We start from the raw sequence: 17,316 nt of genomic DNA on the forward strand, positions 1-17,316 counted from the left end.
ATGAAAAAAGGCTGTAGAATGATTCATTCTACAGCCTTTAATAGATTAATAATCTATCAACCTTCTAATAATAATGATTTTGGATCTTCAAGCATATCTTTAACAGCAACAAGGAAGCTAACTGCTTCTTTACCATCAACAATACGGTGATCGTAAGATAGTGCAAGGTACATCATTGGACGGTTTTCCATACGCTCTGCATCAATTGCAACTGGACGTACTTGGATTTTATGCATCCCTAGAATACCTACTTGTGGACTATTTAGGATTGGTGTTGACATTAGAGAACCGAACACGCCACCATTTGTAATCGTAAATGTACCACCTTGTAGCTCTTTTAATGAAAGTTTATTATCGCGTGCTTTCAGACCTAAATTACGAATCTCGCTTTCAATTTCAGCGAAGTTCAATTGGTTAGCATCGCGTACAACTGGAACAACTAATCCATCTGGAGCTGCTACTGCAATACCGATATCATAGAATTTTTTAATGATAAGCTCATCGCCTTGAATTTCAGCATTTAATAATGGGAACTGTTTTAATGCTGCAACAACTGCTTTTGTGAAGAATGACATAAAGCCAAGACGTACATCATGTTTTTTCTCGAAAGCATCTTTGCGTTCTTTACGTAATTCCATGATTGCACTCATATCAACTTCGTTAAATGTAGTTAACATTGCAGATGTTTGTTGAACTTCTACAAGGCGTTTTGCAATTGTTTGACGGCGGCGGGACATTTTCACACGCTCAACTGGTTTTTCAAATTCAGTTTTTGCAACTGGAGCCGGACTTTGTTTTGGAGCAGCTGGTGCTTCTTTTGGCGCTGCAGCGTGAGCTTGTACGTCATGTGGTCTCACACGTCCAAGTGGATCTGTGCTACGTACTTCGTTTAAATCGATTCCTAATTCACGAGCCATTTTGCGAGCAGCTGGTGATGCGATAGGACGATTTGTATTTGGTAAACCTTGCAACGCTTTATTTTGTTCAGCACTTGGAGCTGCTGCTTTCGGTGCTTCAGTAGTTTCTTGTTTTGGTTGCTCAGCAGGTGGTGCTGGTGTGCTTACTTCAACTGCTGCGCCGTTTGCATCTAAAATTGCGATAGTAGCGCCAACTTCAACTGTATCCCCAGGTTCGCCTAGTAACTTCGATACAATACCTGAATCCTCTGCAATGATTTCTACATTGACTTTGTCAGTCTCAAGCTCAACAACGCTGCCACCTTTCTCAACTTTGTCGCCTACGTTGATAAGCCATTGTGAAATAGTTCCTTCTGAAATAGATTCTGCAAGCTCAGGTACTTTAATTTCGATCATTTTAAATGTCCTCCCCTTATTTGCCTAACGGTGTGTTTTGTCTTCTTTAATCTTCGGTAATCTCCATTTGTTAGCCTGGCTGTGGCAGACTATCTGCCACAGCCAAGCCTGAAAAACTCATTGTTACTTTCAGTTGCTGAAAACTTCAATTTCTTGTTTATCTTGACGGAAGTTGTACTTCACATCTAAAGCGTGTGCAACGATTAATTCTTGCTCAGCTTTGTGAGCGAATGGATCGCCACCAGATGGGCTAGAACGATCCGGGCGCCCAATGTAACCTGTTTTCACTTTATCCCCAGCTAGTTCGAACAGAATTGGAGCCATGTAATGCCATGCGCCCATATTACGAGGTTCTTCTTGAACCCAAATGATTTCTTCTAAGTTTTTAAAGCGTTTAATAATAGATTGAACTTTTTCAGCAGGGAATGGGTACAACTGCTCGATACGAACCATATGAACTTCATCTAGGCTGTACTCATGCTTACCACTTTCGATTTCTGCTGCTAAGTCAATTGCCATTTTACCTGTACTTAAAACAAGACGTTTTACTTTATTTGGCTTTGTACCAAGGTTTTCTTGTTCTAAAGCAGGTTGGAAACGTCCTTCGCTTAACTGACTAGCAGTTGAAAGCGTAAGTGGATGACGTAATAAACTCTTTGGTGTCATAAGCACTAACGGTCGAACAGCTTCTGTTCCTAAGATAGATGCTTGACGACGTAAAATATGGAAGTATTGTGCCGCGCTCGTTAAGTTTGCAACTGTCCAGTTGTTCTCAGCAGCTAATTGTAAGAAACGCTCTGGACGTGCACTAGAGTGTTCTGGCCCTTGACCTTCATAACCGTGTGGTAATAGAAGAACTAAACCAGATTTTTGACCCCATTTTGCTCTTCCTGCTGAAACATATTGATCAAATAATGCTTGCGCAGTATTTGAGAAGTCACCGTATTGAGCTTCCCACATAACAAGAGTTTCTGGAGCAAATACGTTGTAACCATATTCGTAACCAACAACAGCAGCTTCTGATAACGGACTGTTATGAACAGAGAATGATGCGTTAATGTTCGGTAAACGGTGTAATGGTGAATATGTTTCGTTTGTATCAGTATCGTGTAATACGATATGACGGTGCGCGAATGTACCACGCTGTGAATCTTGACCAGTTAAACGAATTGGCGTACCTTCTTGCAAAATAGAAGCGAATGCTAACGATTCAGCAAGTGCCCATTCAATTTTACCGTTCTCTTCAAGAGCATCTTTACGGCGCTCAAGAATCTTCTTCACTTTTGGATATACGTTAAAGCCTTCAGGCCAAGATAATAGTCCTTCATTAATTGCACGAAGTGATTCAATTGAAACACCAGTGTCAATCGGCTGGATTCCTTTTGCAACAACCTCTGGAACTTTAACGTGAATTGTTGCAGCACTCGTATCAGCTGGTGGCACTTGTGCGTATTCAGCCTTTAATTCCTCTTGTATAAACTGAGTAATTGTTTCAACCTCATCTGCATTCAGAACGCCAGCAGATTGTAATTGATCTGCATAAATTGCTCTTACAGTTGGATGATTTTTAATTTTTTTGTACACTTGTGGTTGCGTAACTGCTGGATCATCCATTTCGTTATGACCATATCGGCGGTAACCGATTAAATCGATTAAGAAGTCCTTTTTGAACAGCGTACGATATTGGATCGCAAGGTTTGCAGCAGCAAGACAAGCTTCCGGATCATCAGCATTTACGTGAACAATCGGAATATCGAAACCTTTTGCAAGGTCGCTTGAATATTTAGTAGAACGAGAATCATAGCTATCAGTCGTAAAGCCGACTGCATTATTTGCGATAACATGAATAGTTCCGCCAGTTTGGTACGCATTCAATCTACTTAAGTTGAGTGTCTCAGACACAACACCTTGACCAGGGAATGCAGCATCACCATGAACTAAAATTACGAATGATTTTGTAGTATCTTGTTCTGGAAGACCAGATTGTTTACGATTCTCTTGAGCTGCGCGTGCGAAACCTTCAACAACAGGGTTAACGAACTCAAGATGACTCGGATTATTTGCTAATGTAACACGAGTGCTAACTTCTTCATTACCAACGACTTGTTCTCTACCTAAATGGTATTTCACGTCGCCAGTCCAGCCAGCATTTGCCACTGCACCTTCTATTTTTGCATGTTTGAATTCTGCAAACATGTGATTATATGGCTTTTCTAATACGTGAGCGAGTACGCTTAGACGACCACGGTGAGCCATACCAATCATGACATCTTCAACGCCGCCTTTAGCACCTTCTGAAACAATTTCATCTAGTACAGGTACAAGCATATCAACGCCCTCTATTGAGAAACGTTTTTGACCAACGAATGTTTTATGCAAGAATTGCTCGAAACCTTCAACAGCAGTTAAACGTTTTAAAAGAGCAGTTCGTTTTTTATTTGATAATGGTTGACGCAATGAATTTGATTCCACCATTTGATGCAACCACGCGCGTTCTTCACTATCTTGTATATGTGAGAATTCATAAGCTAAAGATTTTGTATAAACGTCTTTTAATCTATGAATTACATCAAGTGCAGTGTGAATACCCTCTGGTGCATCTTGCCATACTGTTTTTGCTGGAATCGCTTTCAAGTCAGCATCGCTCAGTTCGTTCATTGTTTTCTCGATAAGAGATTGTCCGTTTGCAGCATCTTCCATCGGATTAATGTGAGCCAATGTATGCCCGAAAGAACGGATCTGTTCAACAAGTTGAACGACCTTAAGAATCTTTTCAATGTTCCCTGTGTTTTGAGGAGAAAAATGTGTTGCTGTGTTGTCCCCTGTTACGACATCATCTTGAAACGAAGGAGCTCCAAAAATTTCAAAAAGCTCTTGTAATTCCGGATCAACAGAACCTGCTCCAGTTACGTAAAGATCATACTGTTCAATAACATAACCAAGGTTCGGACCATGGAACTTGGCCCAAGGGTTTGTCGTTGTATTCTTCCTCGTCATTTGTTTAAACCTCCCAATGCATATAATCCTTTTTCCATACAAAAAGGTGCATTTTGCTCTTTTCAATAATTGATGAATCAATAATCAATGTAAATGTTTTTCTTTACTCTTATGTTATTACAATAATTTACATAATACCAAACACTATTACTTATCTGTTTTGTAAAAAAACATTCACAATAACTTATCACCCAAGTTAATCTTTCATGTTATAAAGTAATTTCACGGGAAAACGGGGTGGATATATTTGGTATACCTACATTAATACCTATAATTGTTGCATTTAAATATAAGTATAACTATCGGAATGTTTCGATAAAGTTTAGTTCGAATTATGTATATTGGAATAATAAGCGCTTTCATTGATATTATACAACAATATAACGGAATATAGTATAAAAAATAAAAAATTATGAATTTACCATAAACTTTATCTCGATAGTGTTAAATATCGAAAGGAAAATGAAGGATTTCTACAAAAAAAGTGGCTATACATAAAAAATGCTTCATAAATCGTTAGTTTCTATAAATATGGCGAAAAACAACGTAAAAACAATAGCGCATTTCACCCGATAAAGAGCAGAATGAAACATTTTAAAAGGATAAAACAAATATGGAGATATTAAATTTTCATAAAAACGGAGAGGAGATATAGTAACGGCTATATACATTGTTCCATGTTTCATTTCAAAATAGACGTGCTGAATTTGAAAAAGTTTCTTCTATATAAATAGAATGAAAAATAGACGAAATGAATGTAAAGGAAACTTGACGTAAAGCTCCCTTTACATATATACTCGGTATAAGGAAGGAGGGAGAAATTTCCTTGGAAAATAAAATGGTTGAATACCGAAAAAAATTTGGACTATCTCAAGAAAAATTGGCTGAGAAACTTGGAGTTTCCAGACAAACCATCATTTCAATTGAAAAGGGAAAATATGATCCATCACTTCCGTTAGCATTTGAAATAGCAAAAACATTTCGGACAACGATAGAACATGTATTTATTTATGAAGGAAAGGAAGAGGGGGAGAAAGGATGAATTATTCACAAAAGTACTTTGTAATTATGGGGATTATTTTTCTATTTATGAGTGGATTTATGATATTAACAGGTATAATGACGCATTCTGCACCACCGGCTATAACTTATCCATTGCTTGGGATGATGATTATGAGTTTCTGCCTAAGTTACTTGCACCCACAATTTAAAGAAAAAGACGAGCGAATGAAGCTTATTCGTTATAAAGGGATGTTCGTGACCTTTTTTGCACTAACCGCATATTATCTTCTTTTCTCTATCGGCTTAAACTTAAAAATACTTACACTATCTGCTACTGAACTATTGAACATACTTATGGCACTCACGATGAGTACAGTTTTTATATCGTTTGTTGTTTTATCGAAAAGATATTAAGATGTAAAAGAGAAAGGAAGATTAACATATGCAAATGATGTATGCTTTTGGCATGGGGCTTGTATTATTTTTAGCCGTATTCTTATTTATTCGTAAAGACGTTCAGGGCGGAACGTTAACGAAACGAGGATTTTATAAAATGATCGGCTGCTTAGTTGTTATGTTTATAGCGATTATCGTAATGATCGTTTTAATAAATCAGTCATTATAGAACTTAAAAACGGAACCTTACTTTATAGTAAGGTTTTTCTATTTGAAATTAATACTAAAAAATACCATAAAAACTATTTATTGACTATATTTCCTATTGTATAATCCAATAAACTGATAGATAAGGAGAATAGTATATGAACAAAAAAGCTATCTTCTTTTTATTAACATGTCTACTACTTGTAGCTAGTATTACTTATATAATATGTAACAAACGAGAACAAGTGCCACCTATGTTAGTATGGGAGAACCAAGAATACTACGTTACGAATGAACCTGCCAAAGCAGAAGAAGTTGGGCAAAAAGCCTACTAAAGATAGTGAATCCAGCATATTAGAAGAAAAAACAGAAGTATTTGAAATGATTTTAGAAGAAGAGGATGAAAGGCTGCCCATACCCGTAAAAGAGCCTCATAGTGAAGAATGTGGAGTAGTAAGGCCGATGTTAAAGTAAGTACTATAATAATGAAGAAACAAATTTTTAATAGAGAGTAGTGAGCGTTATGAGATGGAAAGCAGGAACTTTTGAAAAAATAGAAGCGAATGACTCATCTGTTGAGCAGCTTATAAACACGTTTAAGGAACAAAACTTAAATGGTGGCGCAATAATAAGCTGTTTTAAAGTACATAACGAAAATTTTTTCAAAGAAATACCTTATAAAAATATTAAAATATGCAAAATTGCATATTGGTTATTCTAAATCTTATGCTAACCTTATAATGAAAAATATAACATTTGTTGGTAATGAATGATTTTTGAAGGAAATAAGTTGTTTGAAAAAATAACATATAAGGAAATTGTTAGAAGTCCAGATGTTACAAACGTCATCTTATTTTCAATGTCTGATAAAAGCGATGCCATTAGAGGTCAAAATATTGTTGTTGACTATGGATATACAATTGTATAAATAAATCATCTTGGGAATTAAGGATGTGGATAATGAGTTTACTAATTAAAGATTTAATAAAGAAATTTGATGAACATGTTGCAGTTAATAATTTGAATATCGAGATACCAAAAGGTGAAATATTTGGATTCTTGGGCGGGAATGGAGCAGGTAAAACGACTACATTTCGAATGATACTTGGACTTTTATCGAAATCAAGCGGAACCATTTCATGGAATGGTAAACCTATAAATTATGATGTTACGGATAAGATTGGGTATTTACCAGAAGAACGTGGGCTTTATGCGAAAATGACTGTCAAAGAACAAGTTAACTTTTTTGCAAAATTAAAGAACATGAAAAGTAAAGATGCAGAAAAAGAACTTCACTATTGGCTGGAGCGTTTTAATATAACTGAGTATCTGAACAAAAAGGTAGGAGAACTTTCAAAAGGGAATCAGCAAAAAATTCAGCTGATAACAGCGATTATACATAAGCCTGAACTCTTAATTTTAGATGAACCATTTAGTGGTTTAGATCCAGTAAATGTTGAAATGTTAAAAGAAGCTGTTCTTGATATGCAAAAACAAGGGGCGTCGATTCTTTTTAGTTCACATCGAATGGAACATGTGGAAGAATTATGCCAACACATTTGTATCATGCACAAAGGAGTACCTGTTGTTCAAGGAGACATTGCCAAAATTAAAAGTGACTTTGGTAAAAAGAATGTTGTAATCGTTGGCGATCATGACTTTGACCATTTGAAAGAAATAAAAGGTGTAGAAAGTATGAAGAAACGTAAGAATGCAGTTACTCTTAAAATCTCATATGAAGAAGTTTCGCATGTTTTATTTAAAGAGATAACGAAATTAGGGTATGTTAAAAAGTTCGCAGTAGAAGAGCCTACACTAAATGACATCTTTATTGAGAAAGTAGGTACACAGCATGAATAGTTTCTGGACGATTTTTTTACAAAACTATAAATCTAAGGTAAAAGCTAAATCATATATTGCTATTACAATAATAATTTCTATGTTAATTATAGGATTGATGAATTTTGACAAGATTTATAACTATTTTGCAGGTAACGAGGACGATCAAGTTGTTGTTGTTACAGAAAAAGAAGAATTATATACAACTATTAATCAAGTGTTTAAAAATGTCGATAGTAAGATACATGTTAAGCGTAGTACGGATAAACCAAAAGCAGAATCAGGTGTTAAAAATGGTGATTATACATATGCAATCGTTGTAGAGGAATTGGATAATAAACAACTAAAGGCTACGTATATAACTGAGACAGATGTAAATCAGCAAGATGTTAGCAAGGTTCAAACTATTTTATCTCAAATACAATCTTCTAATTTCGCTCAGCAATTGAATCTATCGCAAGATGAATTAAAGGTGTTAACAATGCCAGTAGAAATACAAACCAAAACTGTTTCAGATAAGGTTAAAGATGGAGAACATACAGAGGGTGTAGGAATTTTAATTAATACCTTTATCATGCTAAATTATGTAATGATATTAATGTATGCTGCACAATTAGCTACAGATGTTGCAACAGAAAAATCTTCTCGTGTAATGGAGTTAGTTGTTTCAAGTATTTCGCCTACAAAACATTTATATGCGAAGCTCTTCTCAACATTATTGGCAGGTATTACACAAATAATAATTTGGGGCTTGGTCGCAACTGTAGGGTATAAAACAGCAATTAATGAATCGAAAAATGATATTTTAAATAGTATTGATTTAAATTCTGTTGCTCCTACTCTAGTAGTGTATGGGATTCTATTCTTCACATTAGGATTCTTATTATATGGCTCATTATCTTGTCTACTCGGCTCTGTTATTAGTCGTATAGAGGAATCTTCTCAAGCTGTTATGCCACTGATGTTTATGTTAATTGCTGCTTTGTATATCGCGCTTTATGGAATGTCAAATCCAAGCAGCACGGTTGTTACCATTACTAGCTATATACCTTTCTTTACTCCTATTGTTATGCTCGTACGAATTGGATTCCTCAATATCCCAGTATGGGAGATTGCGCTCACATTAGCGATTCTATTAGTAACAATATGTATGATGATTGGTTTAACGAGCCGTGTTTACCGCGGTGGTGTATTATTATATGGTAAAGGTGCATTCAGTAATATAAAAAAGGCAATCAAGTTAGGGAAGAAGTAGGATCATAAACACATATGCACCATTAGGTAAATACGTGGAATTTATAAAATAGGTAGGGACTGTTTCGTTCCCTACCTATCTATTTCTGAATATTAATATTCAATTTTATATATAAAAAAATAAGCTCCGAAAAGCTTATTTTTTCATGATTATTCTCCTCTTCCTGTAACTGTCATTCCTGCTGTGTAAATTGTATCTACAGAACCGTCAGCACTTACAACTTCAACTTTATAGCGATATGTTCCATTGTCGTAAATGTTTTCTCCATATCCTGTGAAAGTTGAAATTTCATCATTTGCTCCAGCTGGAACCCATTGATTTTGCCAATGGAAATTAGTTTCAAACTCTCCCCAGCTGTCTCCACGTTTCTTTTCAAGAGTGACATTGTAATGAATGTCTTCAGCTCGGTCATTTGTAATTCTTGCAATTGTGCTGTTACCAAAAGTAACTTCTGTAGAATGTACTTGAATTGTAACACCGTTCACTGTTTCGCCAGGACCACAGATATAATGACAACCTTCACTTGCTCCGTCAGCATGTGCCTCAGGTGTGTTAATGTTCATAGCCGTGAAACCGCCCAATGCTAAAGCTCCTGTTAATAATACTTTACCAAATGTTTTCACTTAAAATTCCCCCTAAGTATATTCTCAATTCGTTCGATAGATGTCACATTAAGTAGTTTTATAACATTAATCTAATCGAACGCTGTTTTTCCTCGAGTGTATTCGCTATTAATCTTGTAGTGATCTAATCTCTACATAAAATTTCATAGTTTTGATTCCATATATGTATCATGATTTACATAGAATAAATCTATTAATACGTTTTGGTTATTTACTTATCCCACCTTCCTCGTTACCTTTTATTGGTAAAACATTATTTTTATTATATACTATTATTACCTAGTTACAAGAGAGAATAATCCTGTATGCAAAAGTGCATAATAAAAAACGAACCAATACTATAGTTCGTTTTTCACCATGCTAAGCCCGATAAAGTCTCATTAACATTTTCTTTAATTTTTTGATGATACGATTTTTTAACATCTTTAATTATAGATTTGTACCTTCATTCCATATCCTTTAACCATTCTTCACGTAGAAAAACGCCCATTGCTGAATGAACATTTTGCCTTTTCATTCGTTTCATCTCGCAATTACCGTATATTGGTAAAAAATCAATTTGCGTATTATCTTTACGAAATCCCTCGAATTTATTAAATGGATTTTGGTGATGATTTCTTGTCGCAAACACCAATTGATGAATGTTTTCAAACGCTTGATTCTACTAGCGATAGTTTCATCCGCTAATCCAACAGTTTGAGCACTTTCAGGAACGTAAATATGGCCATCAAAGCGTACATATTCATTTTTTAACCAATAAACCCAGTCATAAATAAAATTTGTTGTAATATCGGTCATATAGAATATTTGAGCATTTTATGTTTCATGAAATGCTTTTATACTATTAAACATAAGAAGGAATTGATTCAATGATTTGGGGCGTAAATTCTGTTTTACTTTGCTGTCAACAACTCTTTCAAATACACGCTCAACAGAATCTTCTTTTGAAATTTTACTAGTTTTTCGTTTGTGGGGTTGTCGTTTTTTTACGATTTCTTTTTCAGTGAAGTATGTTAAAGATATAAAAAAAACTCCTTCATTCTCATTTAGAATTAAAGGAGGAGTTTCAATCAAAACTTGAGCGGTACTCACCGTTAGTTTTGGTCAAAATATGAAATTATCAACAGTTGATACAAAAGGATATGACCCCGGAGAGGCTCGAACTCACGACCTCCACCCTGTCAAGGTGGCGCTCTCCCTGCTGAGCTACGGGATCTTAAAAAATGCTTATGTAACAGCATCTTTAATCATTATGCTAAAGCAATTATATATAATTAACTGAAATTTTACAATATTTTCGTGGTAATTTTTTAAAGGTAAAGTATTTGGAATCACGCTAGTAGCGTATTAAGGAATATATAAGAAGAGCATTTAATTGAAAGTGGATTTTGAATACACCGGGTATATTATGATTTCCGATACCAATCCAAAGGACCTTCATCACTTAAATCAACAAGAAAAGGGAATAAGAAATGTAAAGGTAAGCTTATAAGTTCTGGCATAGCGTTCAATGTTTTCTTTGATAGATATTGTCTTCCGAAACAATACGGACAATCTTTTTCAAATGTCACGAGTATCGACCATACATCTTTTACTTTCCACTTCGTTTTACAATATGTACAACGCGCCATGGAGTTCCTCCTCATTTTAAGGTGTTTTCTAATATATTCTATTTGATTGTACTAAAGTCAAGTGTATTTAGTGTGATAGAATATAAGTTGGTTTGTTTTTTTATATGGATGTATTCCGTAATTTATGACTAAATGAATGTAGTGTGAGGGTTATATAATAAGAGATTTTCATTTTTAATATGCAAATTGGCCAATATATCCTTTTTACAATTTTCAAGAAATCATGTATAAAAGAAGTACAAGATATTTATAAATATTCAGAAGTAGAGGGAGAATTATTGTAATGGTAAGAAAAACGTTCAAGATGCGCGTATCTAGAAATAGGACGATTTCGATTAATGGCTCAATTCTTGATGTGGATGTTACACATGATGAGTTTTTACAAGAGTTTGTTGAGTGGGTCGATTCTAAAGGTTGGTCGTTTATGGGGATGACAGATGAGATTACACCTGAGGAAGCTAGTCAAAATTTAATAGACTCATTGATTGATGAGAAGGATAAGAAAGAGTAATTCCTTCTTATTTTTTGTTGTATATTTATGTTCCTAATCGTAAAAGTGTGATATAGTAAAAAAAGTGAATATTCTTCCAAATTAATACAAATTACATATAGGTTGGTAGAGGTATTTTATAGAATGTGAAAGTAAAGGGGAAAGGGAGAGTCATATGGTAAATTTTAAGAAAATTTCGGTTTTTGTTATGGTTATTTGTTTATTTTTTTTGACACCTATGACGTTATATGCTGAGACGAATATTGGAGTAAATCCGGAGCAAGTGGCACCTCCACCTGCGGAAGGGCCGAATGTTTTTAGTCAGTTTGCGACTACTATTGATGCGAAAACAGGAGATATGTTGTACGACAAAAATGCACATCATCGTGCGTTCCCTGCTAGTATGACGAAAGTGTTAACGGCGATTTTACTGATGGAGCATACGAAGCCAGAGGATCAATTTACGTTTTCACAATTAGCATTAGATCAAGAGAAGAGTAATTATCAAATTGAGTTTCACCCTGGTGAGACTATTAATAGAAATACTGCACTTATGATTTTAATGGTGCTGAGTGCGAATGATGTGTCGTATGCGATTGCGGAGCGTATTGGAGGAAGTGTTGAAAACTTCGCCAATATGATGAATGAAAGGGCGAAGCAATTAGGGGCTAAAGATAGTCATTTTGTAACGCCAAATGGATTGCATGATCCAAATCATTATACGACGCCATATGATATGGCCATGATTACGAGAGGTGTGCAAAAGTATCCTGAAATTTTACAAGCGATGAATACGAAAAGAACGACGGTTACGACATCTACGCAATCAGTTTCTATTTTTAATAAGTCTACTTATTTTGAAAATCCATATAGTATGGGTGGTAAGACAGGATTTACGAATGAAGCACGCAATACGCTCGTTTTATTAAATGAGAAGGATGGTAATCGTATTATAAATGTAGTAATGGCTTCTCAAAGACCTGAAATTTATGAAGATTTGAAGCAGATGGCGGAATATTCTTTTGGGCAATTTACGAAGCAAACTGTACTAGATAAACATAGTTGGCACCAAAAGGCAAAGTATTTAAATAAAGATGTTGATTCTGAGCTGGAAAGAAGTGCAGAGCTTATGCTAAAGAAAGATGAAGGGAAAAATATAAAAACGGCTTTTCGGGTTAATACAGTGGATAAAGAATCTTTGTATCAAAAAGGAATTCATCGCGGTGAAGTAGTTGGTGCGGTAGATATTATAAAGAATAATCAAACGATTGAGACTATAAATGTTCTTTCAAAAGAAGATGTTACTTTTGCGATGCCTAAAAAAGATACAGTTGCACCTGAAGTAAAGGAATCGAATGTGAAAGTGATAAGTGTTGGAATAGGAGCGATTTTATTATTTGGAGCGATTTTATATGTAGTGCTGCGCCGAAATAACCAAGGGATGAAATCAGAAGAAAAATAAATTGCTAGTAGACCGTGATGAGATTTTGTCACGGTCTTTTTTGTATGTATTTCAAAAAAGATTTAACTAATAATTGTAAATTTTCACCTTGCATTTCTTATTTGTTCGTTATATTATTTGTGTATGTTCTTGTTAAAGAACAATTAGAGCGTTATTAATTTCAAAATGATATAAAACAACAGAGAGGGAGAGAGACGATGAAATTAATTTGGAAGGTGATTAGCAACGTTATCTCATTTGTTTTATTTGCGGTAATGGTTTGTTTAGCTTTTGTAGTTATTTCTTCAAAAGCGAGTGGTGGTGATCCAACAGTGATGGGATATCAATTTAAGAGCGTTCTTTCAGGATCGATGGAACCAACATTTTTAACAGGATCAATCATTGCGATAGAGCCAACGAAAGATGGTTCTAAATATAAAAAAGGTGATGTTATTACGTTTAAAGAGAAAGATGACAAAATTATCACTCACCGTATTATCGGTGTGAAAGATACAAATGGAAAAGTAATGTATGAAACAAAAGGAGATAACAACAACGGACCAGATTTAGCACCAGTACTTGCAAAGAATGTAATCGGAAAGTATGCAGATATTACAGTTCCATACGTTGGTTATGGACTGAATTATGCGAGTTCAAAAGCCGGAGCAGCATTACTTCTCATTATTCCTGGAGTCTTTTTACTTGGCTATTCCGCAATTTCTATTTTTGGTGCTATTCGTAGCATTGACGGAGAAAAGAAAGATAAAAAAGTAGAACAATCCGTCTAGTTCGTTTGGTTATACTTTCCGTTTAGGAAGTTAACAAATATATATATTAAGGGGATATGGACATGACTTTAAAGAAAAAATTAGGAATGGGTATCGCATCAGCAGTATTAGGAGCAGCATTAGTTGGTGGAGGAACATTTGCATACTTTAGCGATAAAGAAGTGTCAAATAATACATTTGCGGCTGGTACGCTTGATTTATCATTAAATCCATCAACAGTTGTTAATGTATCGAATTTAAAACCTGGTGATACAATTGAAAAAGAATTTAAACTAGAAAATAAAGGCTCTTTAGATATTAAAAAGGTTCTATTAAAAACAGACTATAGTGTAGAAGATACGAAGAAAGATAATAAAGATGATTTTGGTAAACATATTAAAGTAACATTCTTAAAAAATGTAGATAAGCATGAGACGATTGTGAAAGAAACTACATTAGATAAATTGAAGGGTGATACACTTACAGCAGTAAATAATGATTTAGCTGCTTGGTTCTGGGATGAAAAAGGTATTTCTGCAGGTAAATCTGATAAATTCAAAGTGAAATTTGAATTCGTTGATAATAAAAAAGATCAAAATGAATTCCAAGGCGATAAGTTACAATTAACTTGGACGTTTGATGCACAGCAAGGCGATGGTGAAACGAAATAATAATGACAACAAAAAGAGACTATCAAAAGTGGTAGTCTCTTTTTGTGTTAAAAGAGAAATGTAAAAAGAAACATAATTTTTATATCATTTTGTAATTCGCTTTATTATAATAAGGTTATAGTTCTTGATAAAGAACAAGATGTTCGATAGGAGAGATTAAAATGCTGAAGACACCTCGCAAATTCAAAAAGATGCTTATATTGCCATGTTTGTGCTCTATTACTTTTTATTTAGGCTCTCAAATGATGACTTATACAGAGGCAACTTTCATTCATGAGACGAAAGTGCAGGCTACTATTTCGACAGCAAGTATTTTTCCAAAAACAGTTGATCAGTTGACAGAACAAGCTAAGCAACATAAGGAAGTTATTTTGCATGAGTCTGAAGAGATGAAATCGAAAGTAACTTTCACTTCCACTCAAGAATTAGAACAGGTGCTTGTTACGTGGAAGCAAGGGCGTGAGAAAATAGCTGCTGAGAGAGAGTTGTTACAAAAAGTATATGAATCAATAGAAAATCCCTATAACAAAGTGAAAGAAGAGTTAACTGGAGATAAAAGTGAATCTAATAAGCAAGTATTCTCGTATGTGAATGCTGGTTTTCATATAGTTAAAGAATACTGCGAGTATGTTGATAAAGAGGTTAATTTACAGGTGATTGATAAACAAATTCAAGCTTTTGAAAAATTATTAGTAGATGAAACAGCAAAGCAAGTGAGTGAGGCTGAGAAGCAAAAGAAATTAGAAGAGAGTAAGAAGCAAGAAGAAGCGAAAAAACTAGAAGAGAGCAAGAAACAAGAAGAGGCGAAAAAGCTAGAAGAGAGTAAGAAGCAAGAAGAAGCGAAAAAGTTAGAAGAGAGTAAGAAGCAAGAAGAAGCGAAAAAGCTAGAAGAGAGTAAGAAGCAAGAAGAAGCGAAAAAGCTAGAAGAGAGCAAGAAACAAGAAGAGGCGAAAAAGCTAGAAGAGAGTAAGAAGCAAGAAGAACAGAAGGAATAGTAAGTAAAATACAGCAGCATTTCGGAAGGAATAAATACAATGATAAGACAAATAGGTGAGAGAGCCCTACGACTCACCTATTTGCTTTGTTTTTCTTATTTCACTATTCGTGGGTATAAGGTCTTCACCTAAAAATTTAACGAATGCGAGGAAGTTAGTTGGCAGCACCGCTTGGTGAAGGTTAATGATCAGTGGGGATGGACAGAAAAACACTGATTAAAGTTTCACTTTATTTCTCAATACTTTTCTGAAAAAAAGGAAAAAATGTTGAGAAATAAAAATAATCAAAATATATATTGTATTTATATAGTCTTGTTCGTTATAATGAACTTAAGGTTTTAAAAAAAGAACAAATATTAGCTAAGCTAATATAGTTTTAGTTACACCTCTTATTTTGAAATAAGAGATAAAAATACAAAAAACAGCTAGGGGGAATTGATTGTGAGTCTGAAAAAGAAATTAGGTATGGGAGTTGCATCAGCAGCATTGGGGTTATCTTTAATTGGTGGAGGAACATTCGCTTACTTTAGCGATAAAGAAGTATCAAACAATACATTTGCAGCTGGGACGTTAGATCTTACATTAAACCCTAAAACGCTTGTAGATATTAAAGATTTAAAACCAGGGGATTCTGTTAAGAAAGAGTTCTTATTAAAGAACGACGGTACTTTAGCAATTAAAGATGTTAAATTAGCGACAAAGTATACTGTGAAAGATGCAAAGGGCGATAATGCTGGTGAAGACTTTGGTAAGCACATTAAAGTGAAATTCCTTTGGAACTGGGATAAACAAAGTGAGCCTGTATATGAAACAACTTTAGCAGATTTACAAAATGTGGATCCAGATCTTTTAGCTAAAGACATCTTTGCTCCTGAGTGGGGAGAAAAAGGTGGCTTAGAAGCTGGTACAGAGGACTATCTATGGGTACAATTTGTATTCGAAGAGAATGGTCAAGATCAAAACAAATTCCAAGGCGATTCATTGAACTTAGAATGGACATTCAATGCTAACCAAACAGATGGAGAAGAAAAATAATAAATAAAAAAAGCGGGGGATTCCCCGCTTTTTTTTATAAAGAAAAAAAGAAGTGCCCGTTTTAAGCACTCTTTCATATGTATTATTGTTGATTTTTCTTCCATTGTGTAAATTCGAGAAATTCACGAAACTGTTCTTTTGAGACACCGGAGCTCATCGCATCTTTAACGAGTTGTGTCCATTCGGAGTCTAGATGACTTCCCGTTGCTGTTTCATCATGAAGTAAAGTATCAACTGGAATTTGTAGAACAGCTGCAATTTTTTCGAGAAACTGAATGGAAGGGTTTTTTTGTAAATTCCGTTCTATAGAACTAATGTAAGATTTAGCTACACCAGCTTTTTCGGCGAGTTCTGTTAATGAAATGCCTTTTTGTAAACGAAGGCGTTTTATACGTTCTCCTATCATATTTGCGCACCTTTCTATCAATATGTAGTCGTCTTATGATGTGATTATTATAACATAAACTTCGTTAAAAAGAACGAGGCTATTGAGCCTGGCTCGTATGCTTCATACGTTGAAAAAAGTGTTCAATATCTTGCAGGGCAATGCCAGCATCTAGAGCTTCAAGTATTAAATCAATCCATTCTTGATCTAGTGAGTCAGCCTTATCTTTGTACAAATGTAATTCCTCCCTAATTAGTGGTCATAATTGC

Annotated in this window: 20 protein-coding genes, 1 tRNA gene and 1 pseudogene; 14 read left to right on the forward strand and 8 right to left on the reverse strand. The window is 34.8% G+C overall.

Annotation, left to right across the window (positions count from 1 at the left end):
• Window positions 1–56: 56 nt before the first annotated feature.
• Window positions 57–1,313 carry a 2-oxoglutarate dehydrogenase complex dihydrolipoyllysine-residue succinyltransferase gene (gene odhB / locus MR066_RS05555; protein ID WP_061675887.1) on the reverse strand — a complete coding sequence of 419 codons (1,257 nt, stop codon included), beginning with the start codon at window positions 1,311–1,313 and terminating at the stop codon, window positions 57–59.
• Window positions 1,314–1,442: 129 nt separating this feature from the next.
• Window positions 1,443–4,310, reverse strand: coding sequence for a 2-oxoglutarate dehydrogenase E1 component (odhA, locus tag MR066_RS05560; protein ID WP_242246198.1), 2,868 nt, complete (start codon window positions 4,308–4,310; stop codon window positions 1,443–1,445).
• 826 nt (window positions 4,311–5,136) lie between these two features.
• Between odhA and MR066_RS05565 the strand changes: the two genes are divergently transcribed.
• The 8 genes and pseudogenes from MR066_RS05565 (at window position 5,137) to MR066_RS05600 (ending at window position 9,009) form a co-directional block, all read left to right on the forward strand.
• Window positions 5,137–5,352 carry a helix-turn-helix transcriptional regulator gene (locus tag MR066_RS05565; RefSeq protein WP_242246199.1) on the forward strand — a complete coding sequence of 72 codons (216 nt, stop codon included), beginning with the start codon at window positions 5,137–5,139 and terminating at the stop codon, window positions 5,350–5,352.
• Window positions 5,349–5,726, forward strand: coding sequence for a hypothetical protein (locus MR066_RS05570; RefSeq protein WP_001109902.1), 378 nt, complete (start codon window positions 5,349–5,351; stop codon window positions 5,724–5,726). Before MR066_RS05565 ends, MR066_RS05570 begins: the two co-directional genes overlap by 4 nt.
• 28 nt (window positions 5,727–5,754) lie before the next feature.
• Window positions 5,755–5,937 carry a DUF3976 domain-containing protein gene (locus MR066_RS05575; RefSeq protein WP_002086895.1) on the forward strand — a complete coding sequence of 61 codons (183 nt, stop codon included), beginning with the start codon at window positions 5,755–5,757 and terminating at the stop codon, window positions 5,935–5,937.
• Between the two features lie 136 nt (window positions 5,938–6,073).
• Window positions 6,074–6,389: pseudogene (locus MR066_RS05580) on the forward strand (hypothetical protein).
• A gap of 49 nt (window positions 6,390–6,438) precedes the next feature.
• Window positions 6,439–6,636, forward strand: a complete 198-nt coding sequence (locus MR066_RS05585; protein ID WP_133116648.1) for a hypothetical protein — start codon at window positions 6,439–6,441, stop codon at window positions 6,634–6,636.
• A gap of 48 nt (window positions 6,637–6,684) precedes the next feature.
• Window positions 6,685–6,843 carry an SDR family oxidoreductase gene (locus MR066_RS05590; protein WP_242246200.1) on the forward strand — a complete coding sequence of 53 codons (159 nt, stop codon included), beginning with the start codon at window positions 6,685–6,687 and terminating at the stop codon, window positions 6,841–6,843.
• Between the two features lie 32 nt (window positions 6,844–6,875).
• On the forward strand, window positions 6,876–7,775 hold the full coding sequence (locus MR066_RS05595) for an ABC transporter ATP-binding protein (RefSeq protein WP_098635429.1): 900 nt from the start codon (window positions 6,876–6,878) through the stop codon (window positions 7,773–7,775).
• Window positions 7,768–9,009, forward strand: a complete 1,242-nt coding sequence (locus MR066_RS05600; RefSeq protein WP_088038942.1) for an ABC transporter permease — start codon at window positions 7,768–7,770, stop codon at window positions 9,007–9,009. Before MR066_RS05595 ends, MR066_RS05600 begins: the two co-directional genes overlap by 8 nt.
• Before the next feature lie 149 nt (window positions 9,010–9,158).
• Here MR066_RS05600 and MR066_RS05605 read toward each other — a convergent pair whose 3' ends face one another.
• The 4 genes from MR066_RS05605 to MR066_RS05620 form a co-directional block, all read right to left on the reverse strand.
• A complete protein-coding gene (locus MR066_RS05605) occupies window positions 9,159–9,632 on the reverse strand; it encodes a DUF5065 family protein (protein ID WP_242246201.1) in 474 nt (157 codons plus the stop codon).
• Window positions 9,633–10,154: 522 nt separating this feature from the next.
• Window positions 10,155–10,430 carry a phage integrase SAM-like domain-containing protein gene (locus MR066_RS05610; RefSeq protein WP_242246202.1) on the reverse strand — a complete coding sequence of 92 codons (276 nt, stop codon included), beginning with the start codon at window positions 10,428–10,430 and terminating at the stop codon, window positions 10,155–10,157.
• 345 nt (window positions 10,431–10,775) lie between these two features.
• Window positions 10,776–10,848, reverse strand: a tRNA-Val gene (locus tag MR066_RS05615).
• Window positions 10,849–11,038: 190 nt separating this feature from the next.
• A complete protein-coding gene (locus MR066_RS05620; RefSeq protein ID WP_002188839.1) occupies window positions 11,039–11,263 on the reverse strand; it encodes a hypothetical protein in 225 nt (74 codons plus the stop codon).
• Window positions 11,264–11,546: 283 nt separating this feature from the next.
• Here MR066_RS05620 and MR066_RS05625 point away from each other — a divergent pair, with 283 nt between their 5' ends.
• The 6 genes from MR066_RS05625 (at window position 11,547) to calY (ending at window position 16,662) form a co-directional block, all read left to right on the forward strand.
• The gene (locus MR066_RS05625) at window positions 11,547–11,774 is read left to right on the forward strand and encodes a hypothetical protein (RefSeq protein ID WP_000251865.1); all 228 of its coding nucleotides are present in this window, start codon (window positions 11,547–11,549) and stop codon (window positions 11,772–11,774) included.
• 154 nt (window positions 11,775–11,928) lie between these two features.
• The gene (locus MR066_RS05630; protein ID WP_242246203.1) at window positions 11,929–13,215 is read left to right on the forward strand and encodes a D-alanyl-D-alanine carboxypeptidase family protein; all 1,287 of its coding nucleotides are present in this window, start codon (window positions 11,929–11,931) and stop codon (window positions 13,213–13,215) included.
• A gap of 197 nt (window positions 13,216–13,412) precedes the next feature.
• The gene (sipW, locus tag MR066_RS05635; protein WP_242246204.1) at window positions 13,413–13,982 is read left to right on the forward strand and encodes a signal peptidase I SipW; all 570 of its coding nucleotides are present in this window, start codon (window positions 13,413–13,415) and stop codon (window positions 13,980–13,982) included.
• Between the two features lie 62 nt (window positions 13,983–14,044).
• The gene (locus MR066_RS05640) at window positions 14,045–14,632 is read left to right on the forward strand and encodes a CalY family protein (protein WP_242246205.1); all 588 of its coding nucleotides are present in this window, start codon (window positions 14,045–14,047) and stop codon (window positions 14,630–14,632) included.
• 161 nt (window positions 14,633–14,793) lie between these two features.
• Window positions 14,794–15,627, forward strand: a complete 834-nt coding sequence (locus MR066_RS05645) for a DUF4047 domain-containing protein (protein WP_242246206.1) — start codon at window positions 14,794–14,796, stop codon at window positions 15,625–15,627.
• A gap of 441 nt (window positions 15,628–16,068) precedes the next feature.
• A complete protein-coding gene (calY, locus tag MR066_RS05650) occupies window positions 16,069–16,662 on the forward strand; it encodes a biofilm matrix protein CalY (RefSeq protein ID WP_098167302.1) in 594 nt (197 codons plus the stop codon).
• A gap of 82 nt (window positions 16,663–16,744) precedes the next feature.
• Here the strand turns inward: calY and MR066_RS05655 are convergent, their stop codons facing one another.
• Both MR066_RS05655 and MR066_RS05660 read right to left on the reverse strand, forming a co-directional pair.
• Window positions 16,745–17,068, reverse strand: coding sequence for a helix-turn-helix domain-containing protein (locus MR066_RS05655; protein ID WP_214931367.1), 324 nt, complete (start codon window positions 17,066–17,068; stop codon window positions 16,745–16,747).
• A 79-nt stretch (window positions 17,069–17,147) separates the two neighbouring features.
• On the reverse strand, window positions 17,148–17,282 hold the full coding sequence (locus tag MR066_RS05660; protein WP_002011474.1) for an anti-repressor SinI family protein: 135 nt from the start codon (window positions 17,280–17,282) through the stop codon (window positions 17,148–17,150).
• Window positions 17,283–17,316 lie beyond the last annotated feature (34 nt).

The sequence above is a fragment of the Bacillus cereus group sp. BfR-BA-01523 genome, assembly GCF_022662615.1.
GTDB classification, from domain to species: Bacteria; Bacillota; Bacilli; order Bacillales; family Bacillaceae_G; genus Bacillus_A; species Bacillus_A mycoides.